This is a genomic window from Acidovorax sp. Leaf73 (genome assembly GCF_916855635.1).
In the GTDB taxonomy this organism is placed as follows: domain Bacteria; phylum Pseudomonadota; class Gammaproteobacteria; order Burkholderiales; family Burkholderiaceae_C; genus Acidovorax; species Acidovorax facilis.
The window spans coordinates 1-20,361 of the sequence record NZ_CAKASI010000007.1; the positions used below are offsets into that span (position 1 = coordinate 1).

The following is a 20,361-nucleotide window of genomic DNA, read 5'->3' on the forward strand; positions in this document are numbered from 1 at the left end:
ACCACCCACATCTTCAGCGTCACCACATTTCTGCAGAACCGCCTCAGTAGCGAAGCCCTCGACTATAGCACTAATTTAGAGAGACTGGAAAGAGATGGGGACGAAAATTCGCAAGACTACTGGGCAGGCGCTCTTGCCGCCACTCTTGGGCGGCAAGAGCGCCCGACTCATTCGATATCTGGGTTCTACCGGAGCGCGGACGGAGCAACAGGCACATACACACAGTGCTGCAAGCGCATGTCACATGCACAGCACTACCCATGTGAAGAGACGAGCCCACTGAAGCAGCGCCGAAGATCCCCAAAAGGCTTATAGGGCCCCGCCCCGATAATCTTGCTCTTATGGCACTTATCACCTTACTGGACGCCCAACTCGCATTTGGGCATGTTGCATTGCTGGACCACGCTGGCTTTTCTCTGGAGACTGCGGAACGTGTCGGCCTGATCGGCCGCAATGGCGCAGGCAAATCCTCGCTTCTCAAAATTCTTGGAGGCCTGGCAAAACCAGACGACGGCTCGCTCCAGGTACAGCAAGGAGTGCGGATTGCATTTGTGGCCCAGGAACCTTCCCTGGACGCTGCCGCCACCATCTTCAAGGCGGCATCCGAAGGATTGCAGAGGGTCATCGCTATCCGCGACCAGTACCTGTCGGGTGCGGAAGGACTGGACCTGGATGCATTGCAGTCGGAGATTGAAGCGTACGACGCCTGGAACTGGGAGCAGCGGGTGGAGGAAACCCTGCAGCGGCTGCACCTTGATCCAGACGCGGTGGTCGGCACGCTGTCGGGCGGAACCAAAAAACGCGTGGCCTTGGCACAGGCCTTGGTGGCACGCCCAGACGTACTGTTGCTGGATGAACCGACCAACCATCTGGATCTTGATTCGATTGAATGGCTGGAGGACCTTCTGCTCGATTTTCCCGGCAGCGTTGTCACCATCACCCATGATCGATCGTTCCTGGACCGGGTCGCCACGCGCATTGTGGAACTCGACCGAGGCCAGCTCCGGTCTTACCCCGGAAACTTCGCGCAGTACCAGATACAGAAAGAAGAACAGCTGGCGCAGGAGGCTGTCATCTCGGCCAAGGCCGACAAGCTTTTGGCACAGGAAGAGGTCTGGATACGCCGTGGCGTCGAAGCACGCCGTACCCGCAGCCAGAGCCGCATCAGCCGCCTGGAGCATTTGCGTGCGCGCCGCGAAGCACGTCGCGAGGTGGTCGGCAGCGTTCGCATGGATGTGGCAACAGGTGGTTCCAATGGCTACCAGGGCAAGATCGTCGCTGAACTGACCGGGGTGGGCAAATCGTTCGGCGACAAGACCATTGTTCGCAACTTCACGGGGACCATCCTGCGCGGCGACAAGGTGGGACTGATTGGCCCCAATGGTGCAGGCAAGACCACGCTCCTCAAGATGATCCTTGGCGAGCTCGCGCCTGACGAGGGCACCATCCGCCAGGGAGCCAACCTGCAAGTTGCGTATTTCGACCAGATGCGCCACGCGGTCAATCTGGATGCCACGCTGGAAGACTTCATCAGCCCGGGCAGCGAATGGATCGAGATTGGCAACCAGCGCAAACACGTGAAAAGCTATCTGAGCGATTTCCTGTTCTCTCCGGCCCGCGCGCACTCTCCGGTTCGCTCGCTATCGGGTGGGGAACGTAACCGCTTGCTGTTGGCGCGGCTGTTCGCCCGTCCTGCCAACGTCCTGGTGCTGGATGAACCCACCAATGATCTGGACATCGACACGCTGGATCTCCTAGAAGAGCTGCTGGAGAACTATGAAGGTACGGTCTTCCTCGTCAGCCACGACCGGACATTTCTCGACAACGTCGTCACCAGTACCATCGCATTTGAAGGCGATGGACTGTGGCGAGAGTACGAAGGCGGCGTGCAGGACTGGCTGCTGCAATCCAAGCGCAGCAGGGCTCTCAACGCTTCAGCACCCGCCACCAAAAAGGTTGATGCGGAAATTTTGAGTCAAAATGCCGATCAGCGCTTATCCAGAAAGCCCGAACAGCTATCAAAAAAGAAGCTTAGCTACAAGGAGCAGCGCGAACTGGATCAGCTCCCGGCGCAGATCGCCAGCCTGGAATCCGAACAGCAGGCGCTCCAAGAGGCACTGGCAGATGGGACCCTCTACAGCACCGATCCGGCGCGGGCAGCAGTCATGACCGCGAGGGCGGGCGCGATCGAAGACGAGTTGATGGCCGCACTGGAGCGCTGGACAGCCCTGTCCGCATAGCGTTAGCCGGTCGAGGAACATAGCGCGGCCCGCAGGAAACCATCCAGCCTGCAGCGCTCAAGGGCCGCGTTATTCCATCAGATGCGGTGGTGCAGCCGATCCGTAGCGCCGCGCAGACGGGTGATCAGCGCAGGCGCGATCTGCCCCAGCGGCAGAACCTCATCAGCAGCGCCATGGGCAATGGCCTCACGCGGCATGCCAAAGACAATACAGGTCGCCTCATCCTGCACATAGTTGTAGCTGCCGGCGTCCTTCATTTCGCGCATCGCAGCCGCTCCATCATTACCCATTCCAGTGAGCATGATGCCGAAGGCGTTGCGTCCAACCACTGCGGCGGCAGATTTGAACAGCACTTCCACCGAGGGCTTGTGACGATTCACGGGCGGACCATCATCCACCACCGCCACATAGTTGGCACCACTACGTGCTACATGGAACTGGGTGCCACCCGGCGCGATGTAGGCATGGCCAGGCAATATGCGCTCGCCATTGACCGCCTCTTTGACCGTAATCTGGCACAAACCATTCAAGCGGGCAGCAAAGCTGGTGGTGAACCCTGGAGGCATGTGCTGGGTAATGACAATCGCGGGCGAATCCGCAGGCATTTGCACCAGCACCTCCTTGATAGCCTCCGTCCCCCCTGTGGAAGCACCAATGCAGATCAGCTTTTCGGTGGACAGACGGCCCAGGAGAGCCGAGGCTGGGGGCGCAACAGCAGCCCCGGCGCCGCCCCCTGCTGGCGCAGCGTCACGCACGGGTGCACGGCGGACCTGGGCGACCGCAGCCACACGGATCTTGTCCACGATCTGCGCAGCGAGATCATTGAGGCCGCTGGCCAGCCCCACCCGGGGCTTGGCCACAAAATCGACGGCACCCAGTTCGAGCGCTTTCATGGTCACCTCGGCGCCCCGCTCCGTCAGCGTGGAAATCATCACCACAGGCATCGGGCGCAAGCGCATCAGACGCCCCAGAAAATCGATGCCATCCATCCGGGGCATCTCAACATCCAGTGTGATGACATCAGGATTGAGCTCGCGGATCATCTCGCGTGCCACCAAGGGATCGTTGGCCGTGCCAATGCACTCCATGTCCCGCTGCCGGTTGATGATCTCGGACAGCAGACTACGGACCAGCGCCGAATCGTCCACCACGATCACCCGGATTTTCCTGCTCATTAACTCACGCCTTCCTCAAAACAGATCGACAGAACCGCCCGAGGTAGTCTTTGCCACAGTAGCTGCATTGCCACGCACTTCCTGGGCCACCAGGGTTTCGGGATGTGCGTGTGCCAATCGCTTGACCATGGCCTTCCCCGTGATGGGGAAAAAAACCACCTTGCGCGGATAAATATCCAATACATCCTCGGAGACGATGGGAATCCGCTCCGTGTGCAGGTAGTTCAAAACAAAATTGGTGTTGCGCTCACCGACGTTCATGGTCGTGAAGTTGTGCATGACCTGCGCACCGCCAAATATCTTGGCCTGCATGGTCTCGCGCCGGGCGCCCAGCTTGAGCATCTCGTTGATCAGCAATTCCATCGCGTACGAACCATAGCGGCCCGACGCATCCGCCACGTCACCATCGGGCAGCATGAAATGGTTCATCCCTCCCACATGCGCGCGGCTGTCCCACAAGCAGGCGGCAATACACGACCCCAACACGGTCATGATGATCATGTTCTCGTCGCCCACGAAATACTCACCAGGAAGCACCTTCACAGCGTTGTGCTGGAAATGATGGTCCAGGTAGAAAAAGGATGCCTCCCCAGGCTTGCGGCTGCGCGCTTTGAGATCTTGCAGCGATGATTCCCTTGCAGGACCTGCCCCCGCAGAGTAGATGTCCGCACTCAACGGCGCAATGCGAGGGGCACGGCGCCGCTCGGACGCGCCAGAAGAGGCGGCGGCCGGAGAAAGAGAGGATCCTGATGGAATATTGGTCATGGGCTAGGTGCGAGGCAACATGGCAGGTCAGCGACGCTCGTACACGGTCTTGCCACGCAGCGTAAACAGGTCTCTGGACTCGCTAAAGTTTTCGGCATGCCCCACAAACAGCATGCCCCCGGGTTTCAGGACCCGGTGAATCCTTTCCAGCACGCGTCGCTGCGTGGCGGCGTCAAAGTAGATCATCACATTGCGGCAGAAAACCACATCGAAGGGCTCTTTGAACGGCCAGTCATCCCGGATGAGGTTCACGCTCATAAAGTCAATCGCGCGGCGCAACTCCGGCTTGGCCCGCACCATCCCCAGGTTGCCACCCTTTCCCCGCAGAAAAAACTTTTGCAGGCGCTCCGGGCTCAGCCCCTTGAGACTGTCAAGGCGGTACACCCCTTGCGCCGCCGTCGCCAGCACGCGGGAATCAATGTCACTGGCAGTCAGCTTGAAAGAAGCGTTGGCTCCCAGCGCCTCGAATGCGGTCATGACAATGGAATAAGGCTCTTCTCCGGTGGATGCCGCATTGCACCAAACCTTCCAGCTGGCAGACGGCTTGCTCCGCAGGTGCGAAGCAAAAATCTCAAAGTGGTGCTGCTCGCGGAAGAACGCAGTGAGGTTGGTGGTCAGGGCATTGATGAACTCCTGCCACTCCGGCCCGTCGTGCGTCTCCAGCCATCCCAGATAGTCGTGAAAGCTGCTGTGGCCCGTGTCCCGCAAGCGGCGTGAAAGGCGGCTATACACCATGGCGTGCTTGCCATCGTGCAAGCTGATCCCGGCCCGTTGATAGATCAAGGCCTGCACCCGCGCAAAATCTGCATTGGTCCAGACGAATTCACGCCCTTGAGCCAGCGGCCCCGACGGCGCTGCAGCAGCGGCAAACGCTGGATCCGCCCTGCCAACGGGAGGCCGGGCTGTTGAAGAGGCACTGGTGGGTTGGGCCATATTGATCATCCGACGGGAAATCCTGTTCGCTCCTAGAGATCTGCAAGCCACACCTGAAATCTGGCAGGTGCCGGGTCCACCACGTTGGTGACGGAGGAGTCCTACTCGTTGGCAGTCACCAGCCCCATGTCTACGCCGGACATGAGTTTCTCGATGTCCAGCAAAATCAGCATCCGCTCCCCCACCGACCCCAGCCCCAGGATGCAGCTGTTGTCGATGGCGCTTTCGATATCAGGCGCCGAACGGATGCTCTCAGGTGTCAGCTCCATCACATCGCTGACGGAGTCCACCACGATTCCGACCACCCGATTGCGAAGGTTCAGAATGATGACCACCGTGAAGCTGTTGTAGTCGGCTTGCGCGCAGTTGAACTTGAGCCGCATGTCAACGATGGGCACGATGGTGCCGCGCAAATTGACGACACCCTTGATGAAGTTAGGGGCGTTCGCGATCCGTGTAGGTGGCTCATAGCCACGTATCTCCTGCACCTTCAGGATGTCGATACCGTACTCTTCCTGGTCGAGACGGAAAGTCAGATATTCACGGGTGCCCGTTGGCACCGCCTCTGCTGTTTTACCCATCACACTCATGGTGCTTCTCCTTTCGTGACAGCGCCGTGCCCCTGGGAACGGCCGCTTGAATCTAGTGGCGCGCCCTGCGCACCAAGCCGCCTGTGTCCAGAATGAGTGCGACCGTGCCGTCACCCAAGATGGTGGCCCCCGATACGTTGGGAACCTTGCGGTAGTTCGACTCCAGGTTCTTGACCACCACCTGGTGTTGGCCCAGCAGCTCATCGACCAACAGCGCCACACGGCTGCCATCCGCCTCGACCACCACCATGATGTTGCTGGATTTGTTGGGATCGAAACGCGGCACCTGGAAAATTTTCTCCAGCGCAATCACCGGCATGTATTCATCGCGCACTTTCACCAGTTGCGAACCTTGGGCCACGGTGCTCACATCGTCTGCATTGACCTGGAAGGACTCCACCACCGAAGACAGCGGAAGAATGTAGACCTCATCACTCACCCCCACGGACATGCCATCCATGATGGCCAGCGTCAGTGGCAGGCGCACAGAAACCTTCATTCCGTAGCCTTCAGCGGAATCGATTTCGACCGAACCATTGAGTGCGGCGATGTTGCGCTTGACCACATCCATTCCCACGCCACGCCCGGACACATCCGTCACCTCGTCAGCTGTGGAGAAGCCGGGCGCGAAAATCAATTGCCAGACCTCCGCGTCGCTCATCTGCTCGGACACTTCAATGCCACGCTCTTGGGCCTTGCTGAGAATCTTCTCGCGCGAGAGCCCACGGCCATCGTCGCGTACCTCAATCACGATCGAGCCGCCTTGGTGAGAGGCAGACAACGTGATGGTCCCATGCTCGGATTTGCCCTTGGCCAATCGGTCTGCGGGCATCTCAATACCGTGGTCGCAACTGTTGCGCACCAAGTGAGTCAGCGGATCGGTGATCTTTTCCACCAGCCCCTTGTCCAGTTCGGTGGCTTCGCCCAGCGTCACCAGTTCCACCTTCTTGCCCAGCTTGTTGGCCAGGTCCCGGAGCATGCGGGGGAAACGGCTGAAGACAATGGACATCGGAATCATGCGGATCGACATGACCGACTCCTGAAGATCGCGGGTATTGCGATCCAGGTCAGCCAGCCCTGCCAGCAACTGCTGGTACGCACCAGCATCCAGGCCCCGGCTGTTTTGCGCCAGCATCGCCTGGGTGATCACCAGTTCGCCCACCAGATTGATGAGCTGGTCGACCTTTTTCACATCGACCCGAATGGTCGTGGACTCCATCTGCGCCTGCATGGCAACCTTCGGCTCGCTGGCCTTGGGGGCTGCAGCAACCTTCACAGCTTGGGTTGGGGCCTGCGCTGCGTGAGGTGCATCCGCACGTGGGGCGCCAGGCGCTTCGCTGAAGAAACCGTAGGCCTCACCCCCAGCGGCGCCAGCAGCAAGGACCGTTTCTTCATCCTCGTCGGCGGCAGCGCCGGACGCTGGCGCCGCAGCTTCACGGATCAGCACCTGTTCCTTGGCCACATGAAAGGCAAACAGGTCGAGCAGATCGTCATTGGTGGAGGTGGTTTCCACCGCGAAACTCCGCGTATTGGCCTGTGGACTTTCTATGTCACGGATCGCCCCGAGGCCCGGGATATCCCGAAAAAGCTCCTTGATGGCATCCGCCTGCTCCAGTCGATCCAAGGGCCCAATCTGAATCTCCAGGGTCCGCGCCTGTCCGGCTACCGACGGTGTCACTACCTTCAGTGCTGGCGCTGGTGCTGCAGCCTGTGGAGCTGGAGTTGGAGCAGGTGCGGCTGGCGGCGGGGGCGGAGCGACAGCAGGGGCATCCCCGGGGACCAGCCCTGCAGCAAGTTCACTAATGCGACGCACCAGTGAGGTGGTGGAAACAGCTTCGCCCTGCCCACCTGCTTGGTGGCGGGCCAGCAGGCTCCGTGAGGCGTCGGCAGATTCGAGGAGCACATCCACCATCTGCGGAATCGGCTGGAGCTCGTGGCGGCGCAAGCGGTCCAGGAGAGACTCCATCTGGTGGGTCAACTCCGCAACATCCGAGAATCCAAAAGTGGCTGAACCACCCTTGATGGAATGGGCGCACCGGAAGATGCCATTGAGTTCTTCGTCATTGGCGCTACTCAAATCCAGATCCAGAAGCATCTGCTCCATCTGGTCCAGGTTTTCGCCCGCTTCCTCGAAAAAGATCTGATAAAACTGGCTCAGGTCGAAGTCAGCACCTGCACCCGATCCTTCTTGGTAAGTTTCCGCCATCATGGGCTCCTGTGTACTTGGTGATCCCGGACAACCCGACTCAGCGGATCACTTTCTGGATAACTTCAATCAGGCGATTGGGATCGAAGGGCTTGACCAACCAGCCGGTCGCGCCAGCAGTACGTCCCGCCTGCTTCATCTGATCACTGGACTCGGTGGTGAGGATCAGAATGGGAATGGTCTTGAACTTAGGGTTCTCACGCAGTTTCCGAGTGAGCCCGATCCCGTCAAGCCGGGGCATGTTCTGGTCAGCCAGCACAAGATCAATATTGTGGCTCTCGGCCTTTTCCAGGGCATCCTGCCCATCCACCGCCTCCACGACGTGATAGCCGGCACCCGTCAGAGTGAACGACACCATTTTCCGCATGGACGGTGAATCATCTACGGCAAGGATCGATTGCATGTAAGGCTCCAACTGACTTAAATATATAGGTTAACCAGTGATGTAAAGATCAGAACAGGTCCACCGAACCGGCATCCATCTCGCTCTGCGTGACAGGGTTAGGCCGGTCGGGCGCCATCTCCGCAAAGGGCGCTGCTTCTTCGCCATCTTCATTGCCCATGGCTTCGGAAGCCAAACGGAACGCGCATCCTTGAAGCACCTTGGTCGTGTGCCATATCAGCTGGGACGCCATATCCTGGAACTGCAACTCAGTCACTGCACTGCGCAGCGCAGCGCGGGCAGCCACCAGCTCCGGGGAATCTGCAACGGCAGCATCCGTCAGCACCGCGTTTGCCTCCCCAAAGCGTTCCAGCAGGTTATCGGTAGCATGGTTGAGCAGTCCTTCCAGGCGATGCAGGTCATGCATAACGACCAGCAACGAATCCTGCAGTTCTGCCGCCACCATGACGGGAACCTGGACAGCAGGTCCTCCAGACGTTGTTAGCGTAGATTGCATCGTTTCTCCATCGCGGCACGCAGCAGCAAAGCACGCAAAAACACAGAACTACGACACCCGCACAGTGGCCCCAAGCCCGTGTGCACCGTGGTGTCAGCGCCCATTGGACGCTGACGCTGAAACCATCCCAATCGGACAAACACCCTTGTTTGTTCCAATTTGTATCCTATGATAGCGCTCCTATGGTCACCATAGCATCAGACCAGACCCTCAACATCCTGCATCTTGAAGATTCACTGGCAGATCATGAGTTGACCGCATTGACCCTGCGGCGCTCCGGTCTCCACTGCCACCTCCATCGGGTGGATTCGCTCTCCGAATTCCAGCGGCTCACAGATATCCAGCCGTTCGACATCATCTTGGCAGATTACCGGCTGCCCGGCTTCACGGCATTGGACGCGTGGGCACATGTGGTGCAAAAGCCGCAACACCCCCCCTTTATCCTTCTGTCGGGAGCCATCGGCGAGGCAGCAGCTGTAGATGCGATCCGCCTGGGCATTGCCGATTACCTGCTTAAAGACGACCTTCAGCGGCTGCCGCATGTCATTGCACGCGCCCTGGAGGTTCATGAAGCCCGTCAGGCGCGCGAACTGGCTGTCTCGCAACTGGAAGCCTCGGAGCGCCGACTGGCTGACCTGACGGAACATCTGCAAACCTCGATCGAGCAGGAACGTGCGTCCATTGCCCGCGAGATCCATGACGATATCGGCGGCGCACTGACCGCCGTCAGGTTCGATGTGGCATGGATCGGACGCCATAGCACCAATACGGAGATGCAAGAGCATGCAGCCTCAGCGGCAGAGATGCTGCAGCATGCCATTGGAGCAAGCCAACGCATCATGATGAACCTGCGCCCCCCGATTCTTGAACAGGGACTGGTGGCAGCGGTGCAATGGCTTGCCGCCGGATTTGAGCGTCGCTCGGGCATTCCCGCCCGGGTTATCAGCAGCAGCGAATCTATCCGGGCCACCGCAGATATTCAGCTGGTTGCCTATCGCACAGCGCAGGAGGCGCTGACCAACATCTCCAAACACGCACATCCCCGTGCAGTGCACATTGACCTCTCCGACAAAGAGGATGTCCTGACATTGGAAGTGACTGACGATGGGCAAGGCATTGACCCCTGCATGCTCGAAAAACCAAAAGCCTTTGGGCTCAAAGGCCTGCATGAGCGTGCCCGTACCGTGGGGGGATGGCTGGACATCAGCAGTCGGCCCGGCCAAGGCACGTCCGTGATCCTGTCCATACCGCTAACATCGCACCCAACACCACCAGCTCCAGGAGATGCGCAGTGATTCATGTGGTCCTGTGCGATGACCACGCCGTCTTGCGGCGCGGAATACGCGATACGCTGGCCGAGGCGCCCGACATCCAGGTAACCGGCGAGGCCGGAGGGTATTCCGAGTTGCGCGAGGTCTTGCGCTCCGCCGCCTGCGACGTATTGCTGCTGGACTTGAATATGCCGGGCCGCAGCGGCTTGGAGGTGCTCACCAGCTTGCGCGAAACCCATTCCGCCATCAAGGTGCTGGTGGTCTCGATGTATCCAGAAGATCAGTACGCCCTGCGCTGCCTGAAAGCTGGCGCGCAAGGATATGCCAACAAGGCAGGGGACCCGGTCGAGCTGATTGCTGCCGTGCGGACCGTCATGCAGGGACGCAAGTACCTCACGGCAGAAGTGGCGCAGATGCTCGCGGACAGCCTGGCACAGCCTACGCCGGAAGCGCCACACACGGCCTTGTCGGAGCGGGAGCTGCAAACGCTGGTCAAAATCGCGTCCGGACGCAGGCTGTCGGACATTGCAGAAGAGCTGATGCTGAGTCCAAAGACAGTGAGTGTCTACCGTTCACGGGTGCTGGAAAAGCTCAAGCTGTCCAACAATGCGGAGCTTACCGTCTACGCCATCCGAAACCAGCTGGTCTGAACCTGCCCCCAGCGCCACCTATGACTACCGCTGAGCAGCAAACAGATCGACTGCCTGCTGCATGAGCGCGAGCACGGGTTGCTCCAGTAGCGGCAGTGTGGCCACAATACCCAGCATGCCTACCGTCAACGTCACGGGGAAACCGACCGCATAGATATTCATTTGTGGTGCCACGCGGGAAATGATGCCCAGCGTCAAATTGACAAACAGCAACAGCGCAATCATCGGCAGAGCGATCCAGAGCGCGCTGGCGAACAGCGACGAGCCCAGTTCATAAAGGCGCATCTGCCCGAGCGCATGCAAAAAGTTTCCATCGACAGGAAAGCGGTCAAAGCTTTTCACCACGGCCATCAGGATCAGCAAGTGACCATTGATGACCACAAAAAGCAGCATGGCCATATGCCCAAAAAACCGCGCAACGGCGCTGATCTGCGCATTGGACGACGGGTCAAAGAACGACGCGAAATTCAAGCCCATCTGCAAACCGATGATTTCACCCGCCAGTTCCACGGCCGCAAACACCAGCCGGACAGAGAAACCGATCGCAAGGCCCACGGCCACCTGCTGAGCAACAGCACCAAACGCCTCACGACCATTGACGCTGATGACCGGCTGATCACCCAGCACACCCTGCGCGCACAGTGCCACCAGAAACGCCAGTCCAATTTTGACGCGCATGGGAACTGTGCGCATGGAGAACACCGGCGCGACCGAGAACACGGCCAGCACGCGCAAAAAGGGCCACAGAATGGGCGAAAGCCAAGCCATCAGCTGAGCCTCGGTGAAAGTGATCACACGATCCTCAACGGGCTTTGAAGCGGGCGTCTGGAGGACCCGGCTTCAGGAAAAAACCCATAGCTCGCCCTCTCACCGGGCTAGCCAATCATCGAAGGAATCGATTCGATGGTCCGGCGGATAAAGTCCACCAGGGTGCTGAGCATCCAGGGGCCTGCAATGGCAAAAACCACCATCGCAGCAATCAGCTTGGGAACAAACGCAAGCGTCGCTTCGTGGATCTGGGTTACGGCCTGAAAAATGCTCACGAGCAATCCCACCGCCATGACGACCCCGAGCACGGGCATCGAAATCATCAGAAGCAATGTCAGCGCGTCACGCCCGATGGTCAGCACCATTTGTGAAGTCATTGGCAGCTCCTTCAGGGTACAAAACTGGCAGCCAGCGAGCCGATCAGCAGGTTCCAGCCGTCCGCAAGCACAAACAGCATGAGCTTGAACGGCAATGCCACCAGCACCGGAGACAACATCATCATGCCCAAAGACATGAGGATGCTCGACACCACCATGTCGATCACCAGAAACGGAATGAAGATCATGAACCCGATCTGAAACGCCGATTTCAGCTCACTGGTGACAAATGCAGGCACAAGCACCCTGAGGGGTGCAGTTTCTGCGGTCACACTGGAATCCAGTCGCGCCAAGCGGGAAAACAGGGCAAAGTCAGACTGCCGGGTCTGCTTGAGCATGAAACTGCGCATCGGCGCTTCGGCCTTTTCCAGAGCCTGTTCAAAACTGATGGTGTTATTGGTGTAAGGCACATAGGCATCCTGGTACACACGGTCCAGGGTAGGCCCCATGACAAAAAAAGTGAGAAACAGCGACAGCCCGATGATGACCTGGTTGGGCGGCGCGGACTGGGTGCCCAGCGCCTGGCGCAACAGCGACAAAACAATCACGATCCGGGTAAAGCCCGTCATCATGAGCAACACCGCTGGCAAGAAGGACAGCGCCGTGAAGAACAACAGTGTCTGAATAGGCACCGAGTAACTGTTGCCAGACGGACCGCTCCCCACCACCAGCGGCAGGGACCCGGCAGACGCCTGCGCGAAGGCCAGATCATGCCCCATGAGCCCCACAGAAGCGACCGCTCCCAGCAGCGCCACGCGACGGGTGAGCGATACATCAGCCATTGGCGGTGCTTCCTGGGGCATTCACGGCGGACGCGACTACCTGCGCGAAAGAAGGCTCCGTTCTGGGTGCCGAATGGGGGGCGGCTGACGGGCCAGCAGGGAACACATGCAGACAGCTCACTTGCTGAGCGGTAACGCCCAGCACCAGCCAGGTTCGCGCATGCTCGGGCCCGACTTCCACCGTCACCACGCGCTGATGGGGGCCGACAGCCACTGCGGACAGTACCCGGGACGCGGCACCCACACCAGCGCTGCCTGCAGCCTGCCGCTGCTGCAACCGGCGGACAAGCCAGGGCAGTAGAGCCATGGCCCCCACAAAAAGGACGACCACGACCAGCGTCTGGGTCATGCTGCCACTATCCACGACTGACCCGCCGCAAACGCTCGGAAGGCGTCACCACGTCCGTGAGGCGAATACCAAACTTGTCATTTACAACCACCACCTCGCCCTGGGCAATGAGATAGCCATTGACCAGAACGTCCATCGGCTCACCCGCGAGTGCATCGAGCTCCACGACCGAGCCTTGCGCGAGCTGAAGGATGTACTTGATGGGTACCTTTGTGCGGCCAAGCTCCACCGATAACTGGACGGGTATGTCCAGCACCATATTGATGTCGTTGACCGTGCCATCGCCACCACCGGAGAAAGGGCGTACAGGCTCACCAGACAACGGGCCACCCTGCTCCCCGTCGCCCGGCTTGTCGTCGGTGCGCTTTTGTTCTTCAAGTGCCTCGGCCCAACCCGCAAACGGGTCGTCCGCGCCAGCATCCTTGTTATCTTCTTCAGTTGACATCTTTTTCTCCCAGCCAGCTCATGTCGGCATTGCGCAGGCATTCTTCGATACGAATGGCGTACTTGGAATTGTGCGTTCCGTACTGGCACTCAAAAATGGGGACCCCACCAATCGATGCGCGAATGCGGGGTTCTCGGTCCAGCTCGATGAAATCGCCAGGCTTCATGGCCAGCAACTGCTCCACGGTGGCATCGGCGCGTGCCAACTCGGCCACCAGGGTCACTTCGGCTGCCTGGATTTCCCGGGTCAGCACGCGGACCCAGCGGCGATCCACTTCAATGGAGTCGCCCTGGGTGGACGAATACAACACGTCACGGATCGGCTCCAGCGTCGCGTAGGGCATGCAGATGTGGATGGCGCCCGAAAGGTCCCCGATTTCCAGCTGAAACGCCGTGGATACGACGATTTCGCTGGGGGTGGCAATGTTGGCAAACTGCGGCTGCATCTCAGACCGCTGGTACTCCAGCTCCAGCGGGTAAATGCCCTGCCAGGCCTTTTTGTATTCAGCACAGATCACGTCCACCAGGCGGTTGATGACCCGTTGCTCCGTGGGCGAAAAATCCCGACCTTCAATCCGTGTCTGGAACTTGCCCACGCCGCCGTACAGCGTGTCGATGATGCCGAAAACCAGCGAGGGCTCGCACACGATCAGTCCGCTGCCGCGCAGCGGACGGATGGCCACAATGTTGAAGTTCGTGGGTACCGCCAGCTCGCGCAGAAAGGCGCTGTAACGCTGCACGGATACCGTGCCCACCGAAATTTCAGGACTGCGGCGGATGAAATTGAAGAGCCCGATGCGGAAGTTGCGTGCAAACCGCTCGTTGACGATTTCCATCGTCGGCATACGCCCGCGGACGATGCGCTCCTGGCTGGAAATGTCGTAGTTGCGTACGGAGCCCGCCTCCGCGACCTCCTCGACCGACTTCTGGCTCTCACCAGTAACCCCTTCAAGAAGGGCATCAACTTCTTCCTGGGAAAGAAATGAATCACTCATGACTGGTCCTCGCCCGGGTCATTGGATGATGAAGCTGGAAAAAAGCACACGGTGCACCGGGTTGCGCTCTGTGCGCCGACGCGAAGGCCGGTCCTCCGCATCCTCTTCCTTGTCGGCCGCCGCAGGCCGTGCACGCTCCGTAGGAACCGTGTAACCCAGGGGGCGGGAGACTTCCCGCAGGATGTCTGCAGCCAGCTTTTCCTTGCCTTCCCGCTGCAGCAGTTCAGTGGAAGTCCGCTGGGAAACCAGCATCAGGATGCCACTGCGTATGGAGGGCAAATACAGCTTCACCTGCTCTGCTGTCTTGGCATCTTCCAACTCCAGGGTGATACCAATCTGGGCAAACCGGTCACCGCCAGGGTCTGCCAGGTTCACCACCATGTTCTCCATGGGCAGGAACGTGGGAGCCACCTTGGGCGCCTCCTTGCGGACTGGTGCTGCCCCATCTTCTTCGTCGGCATGGGAGCGGCTGGAAATGAACCAAGCCGCCGCGCCGCCACCAATCACCAGCACCGCCACCACAACGCCGATGATGATGATGAGCATCTTCTTGCTTTTGGCCGGGGCCGCTGCGGGAGTATTGGCTGACACGTTGCGGATTCCTTGCGGTGGGAGACGGGCCGGGCCCGCGCAATCCATGGGCGAGCAAAACCGGATGGCCCATTATTGGGCGGGGCTGCAACCAATAATAGCCAGAATAAAAGCCCAAAACCATGGCATTCACTGCGCTATGGACTCTGCACGCAAGCACCGGAACAGAGTTCGGTCGCGCTGCAGCGGCAAGACCTGATGGAATGCAGGAGTAGCCACCACTGCAAAGCAACCCATCAGAAGTGCTCTGGGGTAGGGAGCAACACGGTACTCGCGTACCGCCAGCAACAGCGTAAAGACGCTGCCCGAGCGATTTCCTGACCCAAGGGGTGAAGCGGGCGGCAGGCGGGTAGCCCCGTCTGCCCGCCGGGCTCACACAAAGACGTCTACTGCGCGATCCGGGGCGCCACCGCGCAGCAGTGAAGCCGTGCCAGTGGGTGCTGCAGCGACCACCTTCGCCTGGCGAGCGCCATCGCGCTGGCCCTGCCGCTCAGCCCCACCCGCATCGTCACGTTGCCCCGCCGATGTGCCAACCGACATGCCCGACAGCACGAGGCCCTCACTGCGCAACAGCTCACTCAATTGCGCCATGCTGCGGTCCAGCAGCTCACGGGTCTGCGGCTGGTCGCTGCGGAACGTCACGTGGGCCTCATTGCCCGACAGTGACACCGACACCTCTACCGGCTGCCCGTCGCGGTTGAGCGTCAGTTCCGCATTCTGTGTTTTCTGGTTGACCCAATAAGCCACCTGCTCGGCGACCTGCTCCTCAACACCTGCCTGTGCGGGGTCGGCAAACACCGTGGCCCCATCCAGGGAGCCCGGCTCCACCGGCGCAGAACCGCTGCCGCTATCCAACCAAGCCCCGGCGCTGGAACGCCCCTCGCCAGAGCGGCCTCCAGCGTCCGCACCCTCCCCACCTCGCGCGGACGCTACCGGAGACAGCAACCCCTCTGCAACGGAGGCGACCACAGCGCCACCCGCCGGGTCCACCATGCCCCCAGGACTGCGATCAGATGCGCCAGCAACTGGCATTCCCACCATTCGCTCGCTGGCCATCTGCACCGCAGCCAGGGCCACGCCTTGATGGCCCGGCAACTGCTGCGCAGCGCCTCCTCCGAGGGAGCGACCTGTAGACATTTCCACTGCATCTGCCTTCTGGGCCAAGGCACTTTGCATGCGGGAGAAAATCCGACCCTGCGCCATCCCGCCGACCGGCGGGAGCCCTTCCTGCAAGTCTGCCGAAGTGTCGAGCCTGGCTGTTTCAGCCACGATGCCTTGCGAAAGACCGTCCGTTCCAGGAAGGATTCCCGCCAGGGACGCCAGCCCCCCTTGGGCGCTACCACCCTGCGCTTCCAGCCCCAATACCGCTCCGGTCTGCGCTCCGGCACTCAAAATGCTGCCGCCCTGCCCGCGCTCTGCCGCAGCAGCATCAACCCGCACATTAGCGCCGGGCACCAGCAAACCCTGCCAGCCAGCCATGGCCGAGGCCTCCATGGCCGCCTTTGCAGCGTCCGTCAAAGCCACATCGGAAGGAGCGGCTCCGGAGGCCGCCAGATCCAGCGGAGCGCCATCGCCTCCGCCCATCGCCCCATCGCCCAAAGCTGCCAGCAGCGCCAGAAAGCCGCCAGCGCCCGGTTCGTTAGCGTCCGGGGTCTGCGCTGTGGAGCGGTGCCGAGCGGCATGGGCGGACTGGGTGCCCTGGGGAGAAGAAATTTTGGTGGGTTCCATGGTCAATACTCCCGGCCCTCAGAGCCCTGAATCGCACTGCGGTACTGCAACGCAGCCCGCTCATCGGTTTGTTTCTGATCTCTTCGCATTTCGGCCAACTCCAGGTCGTGGCGCCGCTTTTCCATGACCTTGCGCAGGCTTGCCAGACGCAATTCCGCCTCCAGCAAGGCGCGCCTGGCGGCCTCCACCCGATGGGCGTGGTCTCCCACCACACCATGCTGGACACCCGCCGCGTGGCCCAGGCGGTCCATGAACTGGTAGTGGTGGTACATCACCTCGGGCTTCATCGTGGTATCGGCCTTCATGCCCCAACGCGCCTGGGTCTCTCGGGCGTAATCTTCCAGCTGGTCGAGCTGGGCACGCGCCGCCTGCTGCGCAGCCAACATGTCCTGCAGCGCCTGGCGCGCGTCGTCCCGCTTGCGGGAGGCGACTTCCACAGCGACGGCGAGCGAGTTCAGGCTGGACATGACTGACTACCCCAGGTGTTCAATGGTCCAACACCGCTGCCATGCCCGCCACGCTCTGGTCCATCGAGGCGGCCTCGAACATGTCCTGCTGCAAGAAGGCGGCCATCTGCGGCTGCAGGCGAATGGCTTCGTCCAGGGCAGGATCGGAGCCGCTCATGTACGCCCCGACCTGCACCAGATCCCGGCTCTTCTGGTAGCGCGAATACACCGCCCGAAAGCGTCGCGCCAGATCAAAATGCCCGCGCGACACCACGTTGTGCATCACGCGGGATGCAGACTGCTCGATGTCGATGGCGGGGAAATGCCCCGTCTCGGCCAACGCCCGCGACAGCACGATGTGCCCATCCAGAATCGCACGCGCCGCGTCAGCGATCGGGTCTTGCTGGTCATCGCCCTCAGACAGCACCGTGTAGAAAGCCGTGATCGAGCCAACCCCATGCAGCCCGTTGCCACTGCGCTCCACCAGTTGCGGCAGTTTGGCAAAGCAGGAGGGCGGATAGCCCTTGGTGGCGGGAGGCTCACCGATGGCCAGCGCAATTTCGCGCTGCGCCATGGCATAGCGGGTGAGCGAATCCATAAGCAGCAGCACATGCTTGCCCTTGTCCCGAAAGTGCTCGGCCACCGCCGTGGCATACGCAGCCCCCTGCATGCGCAAGAGCGGCGGTGCATCAGCAGGCGCTGCCACCACCACCGATCGCGCACGGCCATCCTCACCCAAAATGTCTTCCACAAATTCCTTGACCTCGCGCCCCCGCTCGCCAATAAGCCCCACCACGATCACATCTGCCTGTGTGTAGCGGGCCATCATGCCCAGCAAGACGCTTTTGCCCACCCCTGAACCGGCAAACAAACCCAGGCGCTGCCCACGCCCCACGGTAAGCAGGGCATTGATGGCGCGCACGCCCGTGTCCAGCGATTCGCGCACAGGGTCCCGGTCCATGGCATTGATCTGGCGGCGCCCCATGGGCTCAGACACCACGTCCTGCACGGGCCCGCCATGGTCCAGCGGCAGTCCCTGCGCATCCACCACCCGGCCCAGCAGGCCTTCGCCCATCGGCAAGCGCAGTACACCCGCACGCTGGATGGCCCGCGCGGGCTCGCCGAGACGGGGGATGGGGATGTAGGGCGCAGCGGGCACCACACTGGCACCACTGGAGAGTCCGTGGATATCTCCCGCAGGCATCAGAAAAGCGCGGTCCGCAGAAAAACCCACCACTTCTGCCAGCACGGGGGCATGCCCCGGCATCTGGACCATGCACTGCGAGCCCACGGGCACGCGGATGCCCACAGCCTCCAGCACCAGGCCCGTCAGCCGGGTCAGCGTGCCGCGCGTCTCCAGCGGCGCGCCTTCAGCGACGCGCGCACGCGCGTCATCCATCAGGCGTGTCCAGGCAGAAGGAGATTCAACGGCCATCACTGCCCTCTTCTTCCTCTTGCCATGGCGACTGGAGCCCCAGTGCGGCAATGGCCCGCTGCCAGCGTTTTTCAAGGCTGCCGTCCACCGCCGTACCGGCTGATTCCACCAGGCAGCCGCCCGGCGGCACCGCAGCATCCGCCATCCACTGCACACCGGGGGCATCGATTTCTTCGCGCAGAGGCTGGGCCATCGCCTCCATATCTGCAGGGTTCAGGCGGACCATGGCAGGTCGCCCCTCGGTCACCAGCATGCCTACCGCCTCCCTCACCACGGGCTGCAAGGCGTTGGGGTTGACGGACAGTTCCTGGCGCACCACCTGGCGCGCAATGTCACAGGCCAGCTCCAGCAGTTGCTGGGCCATCTGCTGCTGCATGTCGATCAGGCTTGCATCGAGGGTCTGCACCACGCTCTGCAGCCGCTGCGCCGTTTCGTGTCCTTGCTGGGCAATGTATTCGTCCATGCGCCGCTGCCATTCCAGCGCCGTTTGGGCCTGCCCCTGGGCAAAGCCCTCGGCATAGGCGTCATCACATGCCTGCTGAATCAGTGCCTGCTGCGCAGCCTCATCAATTTCGGCCGGAATCTCCGCCACAGGCTCGGGCTCCGCTGGCTCAACCAGGTCGGAGCCGTCCACCGCACCAAACTTCCACTGCGTGAAATCGCCCACTTCCTCGCTGGGAATGAAGCGCGAATAAGAGCGCTGGCTAGACGAAGGCATCATCACCGCCGGATCCAATCACGATTTGACCCTCGTCGGACAAGCGACGCACGGTCTTCAGGATTTCCTTCTGCTGAGCCTCGACCTCGGACAACCGCATCGGGCCGCGCGATTCGAGGTCTTCGCGCAATGCCTCGGAGGCACGCGAGGACATGTTCGACAGGAACTTCTCGCGCAGCTCGGGCACTGCTCCCTTGAGTGCCACGATGAGCGTTTCGGACGCCACTTCCTTGAGCACAGTCTGGATCGCCTTGTCGTCGAGCTTGAGCACGTCTTCGAACACGAACATCTTGTCCATGATCTTCTGGGCCAGATCGGGGTCGTAACCCCGGATGGATTCGAGCACCACGGCATCCATGTTGCCACCCAGCAGATTGATGATCTCGGCCGCAGCCTTGACACCACCCAGCGAGCTCTTTCGGATCTTGTCGCCACCCGCCAGCACCTTGAACAGCACCTCGTTCAGGTCCTTGAGCGCCGTCGGCTGAATACCTTCCAGCGTGGCCACGCGCAGCAAAATTTCACTGCGCTGACGGTCAGTGAGGTGCATCAGGATGCCCGACGCCTGGTCGCTGTCCAGGTGCACCAGGATGGCTGCAACGATTTGGGGATGTTCGTTGCGCAGCAGTTCAGCCACCGACAGTGGGTCCATCCACTTGAGGCTCTCGATGCCCGACACGTCGCCGCCCTGCAGGATGCGGTCGATGAGCAGGCCCGCCTTGTCGTCGCCCAGCGCGCGGCGCAGCACGGCGCGCACGTAATTACCGGTGTCGGACACCAGCAGGCTCTGCGCAGCAGCGGCGCCGGAGAACTTGTTGATGACCTCGTCCACTTTCTCGCGCGACACCGAGCGCATGCGCGCAATGGTTTCGCCGAGTTTCTGCACTTCCTTGGGCGAGAAGTGCTTGAACACTTCGGCAGCCTCTTCCTCGCCGAGGGACATCAGCATGATGGCGGCGTCGTTGAGTCCTTGGTCGTCCATGGTCGTCGTCCGTGGTG

The 20,361-nt window shown here is 60.9% G+C and carries 22 protein-coding genes; 3 read left to right on the plus strand and 19 right to left on the minus strand.

The genetic code is table 11. The annotated features are described in order from the left end of the window. The first annotated feature begins 341 nt into the window (after nt 1–341). Complete coding sequence (abc-f, locus tag LPA35_RS21745; RefSeq protein ID WP_228898919.1) at nt 342–2,240, plus strand: ribosomal protection-like ABC-F family protein; 1,899 nt, start codon at nt 342–344, stop codon at nt 2,238–2,240. Nucleotides 2,241–2,317: 77 nt separating this feature from the next. Here the strand turns inward: abc-f and LPA35_RS21750 are convergent, their stop codons facing one another. The 7 genes from LPA35_RS21750 to LPA35_RS21780 form a co-directional block, all read right to left on the minus strand. Continuing rightward, nucleotides 2,318–3,415 carry a chemotaxis response regulator protein-glutamate methylesterase gene (locus LPA35_RS21750; protein WP_055398272.1) on the minus strand — a complete coding sequence of 366 codons (1,098 nt, stop codon included), beginning with the start codon at nt 3,413–3,415 and terminating at the stop codon, nt 2,318–2,320. A 15-nt stretch (nt 3,416–3,430) separates the two neighbouring features. Beyond that, on the minus strand, nt 3,431–4,180 hold the full coding sequence (gene cheD / locus LPA35_RS21755) for a chemoreceptor glutamine deamidase CheD (protein WP_055398273.1): 750 nt from the start codon (nt 4,178–4,180) through the stop codon (nt 3,431–3,433). 27 nt (nt 4,181–4,207) lie between these two features. Next, a complete protein-coding gene (locus tag LPA35_RS21760; protein ID WP_121421273.1) occupies nt 4,208–5,113 on the minus strand; it encodes a CheR family methyltransferase in 906 nt (301 codons plus the stop codon). A 101-nt stretch (nt 5,114–5,214) separates the two neighbouring features. Then, nucleotides 5,215–5,703 (minus strand): chemotaxis protein CheW, encoded by a 489-nt coding sequence (locus tag LPA35_RS21765; RefSeq protein ID WP_010466005.1) that lies wholly within the window; start codon nt 5,701–5,703, stop codon nt 5,215–5,217. 52 nt (nt 5,704–5,755) lie between these two features. After that, the gene (locus tag LPA35_RS21770) at nt 5,756–7,909 is read right to left on the minus strand and encodes a chemotaxis protein CheW (protein WP_228898920.1); all 2,154 of its coding nucleotides are present in this window, start codon (nt 7,907–7,909) and stop codon (nt 5,756–5,758) included. 40 nt (nt 7,910–7,949) lie between these two features. Continuing rightward, a complete protein-coding gene (locus tag LPA35_RS21775) occupies nt 7,950–8,312 on the minus strand; it encodes a response regulator (protein WP_010466008.1) in 363 nt (120 codons plus the stop codon). A gap of 49 nt (nt 8,313–8,361) precedes the next feature. Further along, nucleotides 8,362–8,808: a hypothetical protein gene (locus LPA35_RS21780; RefSeq protein WP_010466010.1), complete on the minus strand. Its 447-nt coding sequence runs from the start codon at nt 8,806–8,808 to the stop codon at nt 8,362–8,364. A 182-nt stretch (nt 8,809–8,990) separates the two neighbouring features. Here LPA35_RS21780 and LPA35_RS21785 point away from each other — a divergent pair, with 182 nt between their 5' ends. After that, nucleotides 8,991–10,103, plus strand: coding sequence for an ATP-binding protein (locus LPA35_RS21785; protein WP_228898921.1), 1,113 nt, complete (start codon nt 8,991–8,993; stop codon nt 10,101–10,103). Continuing rightward, nucleotides 10,100–10,729 (plus strand): response regulator transcription factor, encoded by a 630-nt coding sequence (locus LPA35_RS21790; RefSeq protein ID WP_228898922.1) that lies wholly within the window; start codon nt 10,100–10,102, stop codon nt 10,727–10,729. Before LPA35_RS21785 ends, LPA35_RS21790 begins: the two co-directional genes overlap by 4 nt. Before the next feature lie 24 nt (nt 10,730–10,753). Here the strand turns inward: LPA35_RS21790 and fliR are convergent, their stop codons facing one another. The 12 genes from fliR to fliG form a co-directional block, all read right to left on the minus strand. Further along, nucleotides 10,754–11,524, minus strand: coding sequence for a flagellar biosynthetic protein FliR (fliR, locus tag LPA35_RS21795; RefSeq protein ID WP_228898924.1), 771 nt, complete (start codon nt 11,522–11,524; stop codon nt 10,754–10,756). A gap of 80 nt (nt 11,525–11,604) precedes the next feature. Continuing rightward, complete coding sequence (fliQ, locus tag LPA35_RS21800) at nt 11,605–11,874, minus strand: flagellar biosynthesis protein FliQ (RefSeq protein ID WP_015015801.1); 270 nt, start codon at nt 11,872–11,874, stop codon at nt 11,605–11,607. Between the two features lie 11 nt (nt 11,875–11,885). Then, nucleotides 11,886–12,593, minus strand: coding sequence for a flagellar type III secretion system pore protein FliP (gene fliP, locus LPA35_RS21805; RefSeq protein ID WP_121422887.1), 708 nt, complete (start codon nt 12,591–12,593; stop codon nt 11,886–11,888). Nucleotides 12,594–12,648: 55 nt separating this feature from the next. Next, nucleotides 12,649–13,005 carry a flagellar biosynthetic protein FliO gene (locus LPA35_RS21810; protein ID WP_228898927.1) on the minus strand — a complete coding sequence of 119 codons (357 nt, stop codon included), beginning with the start codon at nt 13,003–13,005 and terminating at the stop codon, nt 12,649–12,651. A 7-nt stretch (nt 13,006–13,012) separates the two neighbouring features. After that, nucleotides 13,013–13,450, minus strand: a complete 438-nt coding sequence (fliN, locus tag LPA35_RS21815; RefSeq protein WP_055398281.1) for a flagellar motor switch protein FliN — start codon at nt 13,448–13,450, stop codon at nt 13,013–13,015. Beyond that, nucleotides 13,440–14,444 carry a flagellar motor switch protein FliM gene (gene fliM, locus LPA35_RS21820; RefSeq protein WP_010466026.1) on the minus strand — a complete coding sequence of 335 codons (1,005 nt, stop codon included), beginning with the start codon at nt 14,442–14,444 and terminating at the stop codon, nt 13,440–13,442. The genes fliN and fliM overlap by 11 nt, the downstream gene beginning before the upstream one ends. An 18-nt stretch (nt 14,445–14,462) precedes the next feature. After that, complete coding sequence (gene fliL / locus LPA35_RS21825; protein WP_228898928.1) at nt 14,463–15,035, minus strand: flagellar basal body-associated protein FliL; 573 nt, start codon at nt 15,033–15,035, stop codon at nt 14,463–14,465. A 372-nt stretch (nt 15,036–15,407) separates the two neighbouring features. Then, nucleotides 15,408–16,763 (minus strand): flagellar hook-length control protein FliK, encoded by a 1,356-nt coding sequence (locus tag LPA35_RS21830; RefSeq protein WP_228898930.1) that lies wholly within the window; start codon nt 16,761–16,763, stop codon nt 15,408–15,410. A gap of 2 nt (nt 16,764–16,765) precedes the next feature. After that, nucleotides 16,766–17,230, minus strand: a complete 465-nt coding sequence (fliJ, locus tag LPA35_RS21835; RefSeq protein ID WP_228898931.1) for a flagellar export protein FliJ — start codon at nt 17,228–17,230, stop codon at nt 16,766–16,768. Nucleotides 17,231–17,249: 19 nt separating this feature from the next. Beyond that, a complete protein-coding gene (gene fliI / locus LPA35_RS21840) occupies nt 17,250–18,644 on the minus strand; it encodes a flagellar protein export ATPase FliI (RefSeq protein WP_121508460.1) in 1,395 nt (464 codons plus the stop codon). Beyond that, nucleotides 18,634–19,365 (minus strand): flagellar assembly protein FliH, encoded by a 732-nt coding sequence (locus LPA35_RS21845; RefSeq protein ID WP_228898932.1) that lies wholly within the window; start codon nt 19,363–19,365, stop codon nt 18,634–18,636. The genes fliI and LPA35_RS21845 overlap by 11 nt, the downstream gene beginning before the upstream one ends. Then, nucleotides 19,349–20,344 (minus strand): flagellar motor switch protein FliG, encoded by a 996-nt coding sequence (gene fliG / locus LPA35_RS21850; RefSeq protein WP_055398286.1) that lies wholly within the window; start codon nt 20,342–20,344, stop codon nt 19,349–19,351. The genes LPA35_RS21845 and fliG overlap by 17 nt, the downstream gene beginning before the upstream one ends. Nucleotides 20,345–20,361: the final 17 nt, after the last annotated feature.

Excerpts from the sequence above, each read along its gene's own strand:
- fliG (WP_055398286.1), bottom strand. The coding sequence starts at position 20,344 with ATGGACGACCAAGGACTCAACGACGCCGCCATCATGCTGATGTCCCTC.
- LPA35_RS21810 (WP_228898927.1), bottom strand. The coding sequence starts at position 13,005 with ATGACCCAGACGCTGGTCGTGGTCGTCCTTTTTGTGGGGGCCATGGCT.
- LPA35_RS21760 (WP_121421273.1), bottom strand. The coding sequence starts at position 5,113 with ATGGCCCAACCCACCAGTGCCTCTTCAACAGCCCGGCCTCCCGTTGGC.
- fliP (WP_121422887.1), bottom strand. The coding sequence starts at position 12,593 with ATGGGGCATGATCTGGCCTTCGCGCAGGCGTCTGCCGGGTCCCTGCCG.
- LPA35_RS21765 (WP_010466005.1), bottom strand. The coding sequence starts at position 5,703 with ATGAGTGTGATGGGTAAAACAGCAGAGGCGGTGCCAACGGGCACCCGT.
- LPA35_RS21775 (WP_010466008.1), bottom strand. The coding sequence starts at position 8,312 with ATGCAATCGATCCTTGCCGTAGATGATTCACCGTCCATGCGGAAAATG.
- fliQ (WP_015015801.1), bottom strand. The coding sequence starts at position 11,874 with ATGACTTCACAAATGGTGCTGACCATCGGGCGTGACGCGCTGACATTG.
- LPA35_RS21845 (WP_228898932.1), bottom strand. The coding sequence starts at position 19,365 with ATGATGCCTTCGTCTAGCCAGCGCTCTTATTCGCGCTTCATTCCCAGC.
- LPA35_RS21830 (WP_228898930.1), bottom strand. The coding sequence starts at position 16,763 with ATGGAACCCACCAAAATTTCTTCTCCCCAGGGCACCCAGTCCGCCCAT.
- fliN (WP_055398281.1), bottom strand. The coding sequence starts at position 13,450 with ATGTCAACTGAAGAAGATAACAAGGATGCTGGCGCGGACGACCCGTTT.
- fliM (WP_010466026.1), bottom strand. The coding sequence starts at position 14,444 with ATGAGTGATTCATTTCTTTCCCAGGAAGAAGTTGATGCCCTTCTTGAA.
- fliI (WP_121508460.1), bottom strand. The coding sequence starts at position 18,644 with ATGGCCGTTGAATCTCCTTCTGCCTGGACACGCCTGATGGATGACGCG.
- fliJ (WP_228898931.1), bottom strand. The coding sequence starts at position 17,230 with ATGTCCAGCCTGAACTCGCTCGCCGTCGCTGTGGAAGTCGCCTCCCGC.
- LPA35_RS21785 (WP_228898921.1), top strand. The coding sequence starts at position 8,991 with ATGGTCACCATAGCATCAGACCAGACCCTCAACATCCTGCATCTTGAA.
- cheD (WP_055398273.1), bottom strand. The coding sequence starts at position 4,180 with ATGACCAATATTCCATCAGGATCCTCTCTTTCTCCGGCCGCCGCCTCT.
- LPA35_RS21780 (WP_010466010.1), bottom strand. The coding sequence starts at position 8,808 with ATGCAATCTACGCTAACAACGTCTGGAGGACCTGCTGTCCAGGTTCCC.
- LPA35_RS21750 (WP_055398272.1), bottom strand. The coding sequence starts at position 3,415 with ATGAGCAGGAAAATCCGGGTGATCGTGGTGGACGATTCGGCGCTGGTC.
- abc-f (WP_228898919.1), top strand. The coding sequence starts at position 342 with ATGGCACTTATCACCTTACTGGACGCCCAACTCGCATTTGGGCATGTT.
- LPA35_RS21770 (WP_228898920.1), bottom strand. The coding sequence starts at position 7,909 with ATGGCGGAAACTTACCAAGAAGGATCGGGTGCAGGTGCTGACTTCGAC.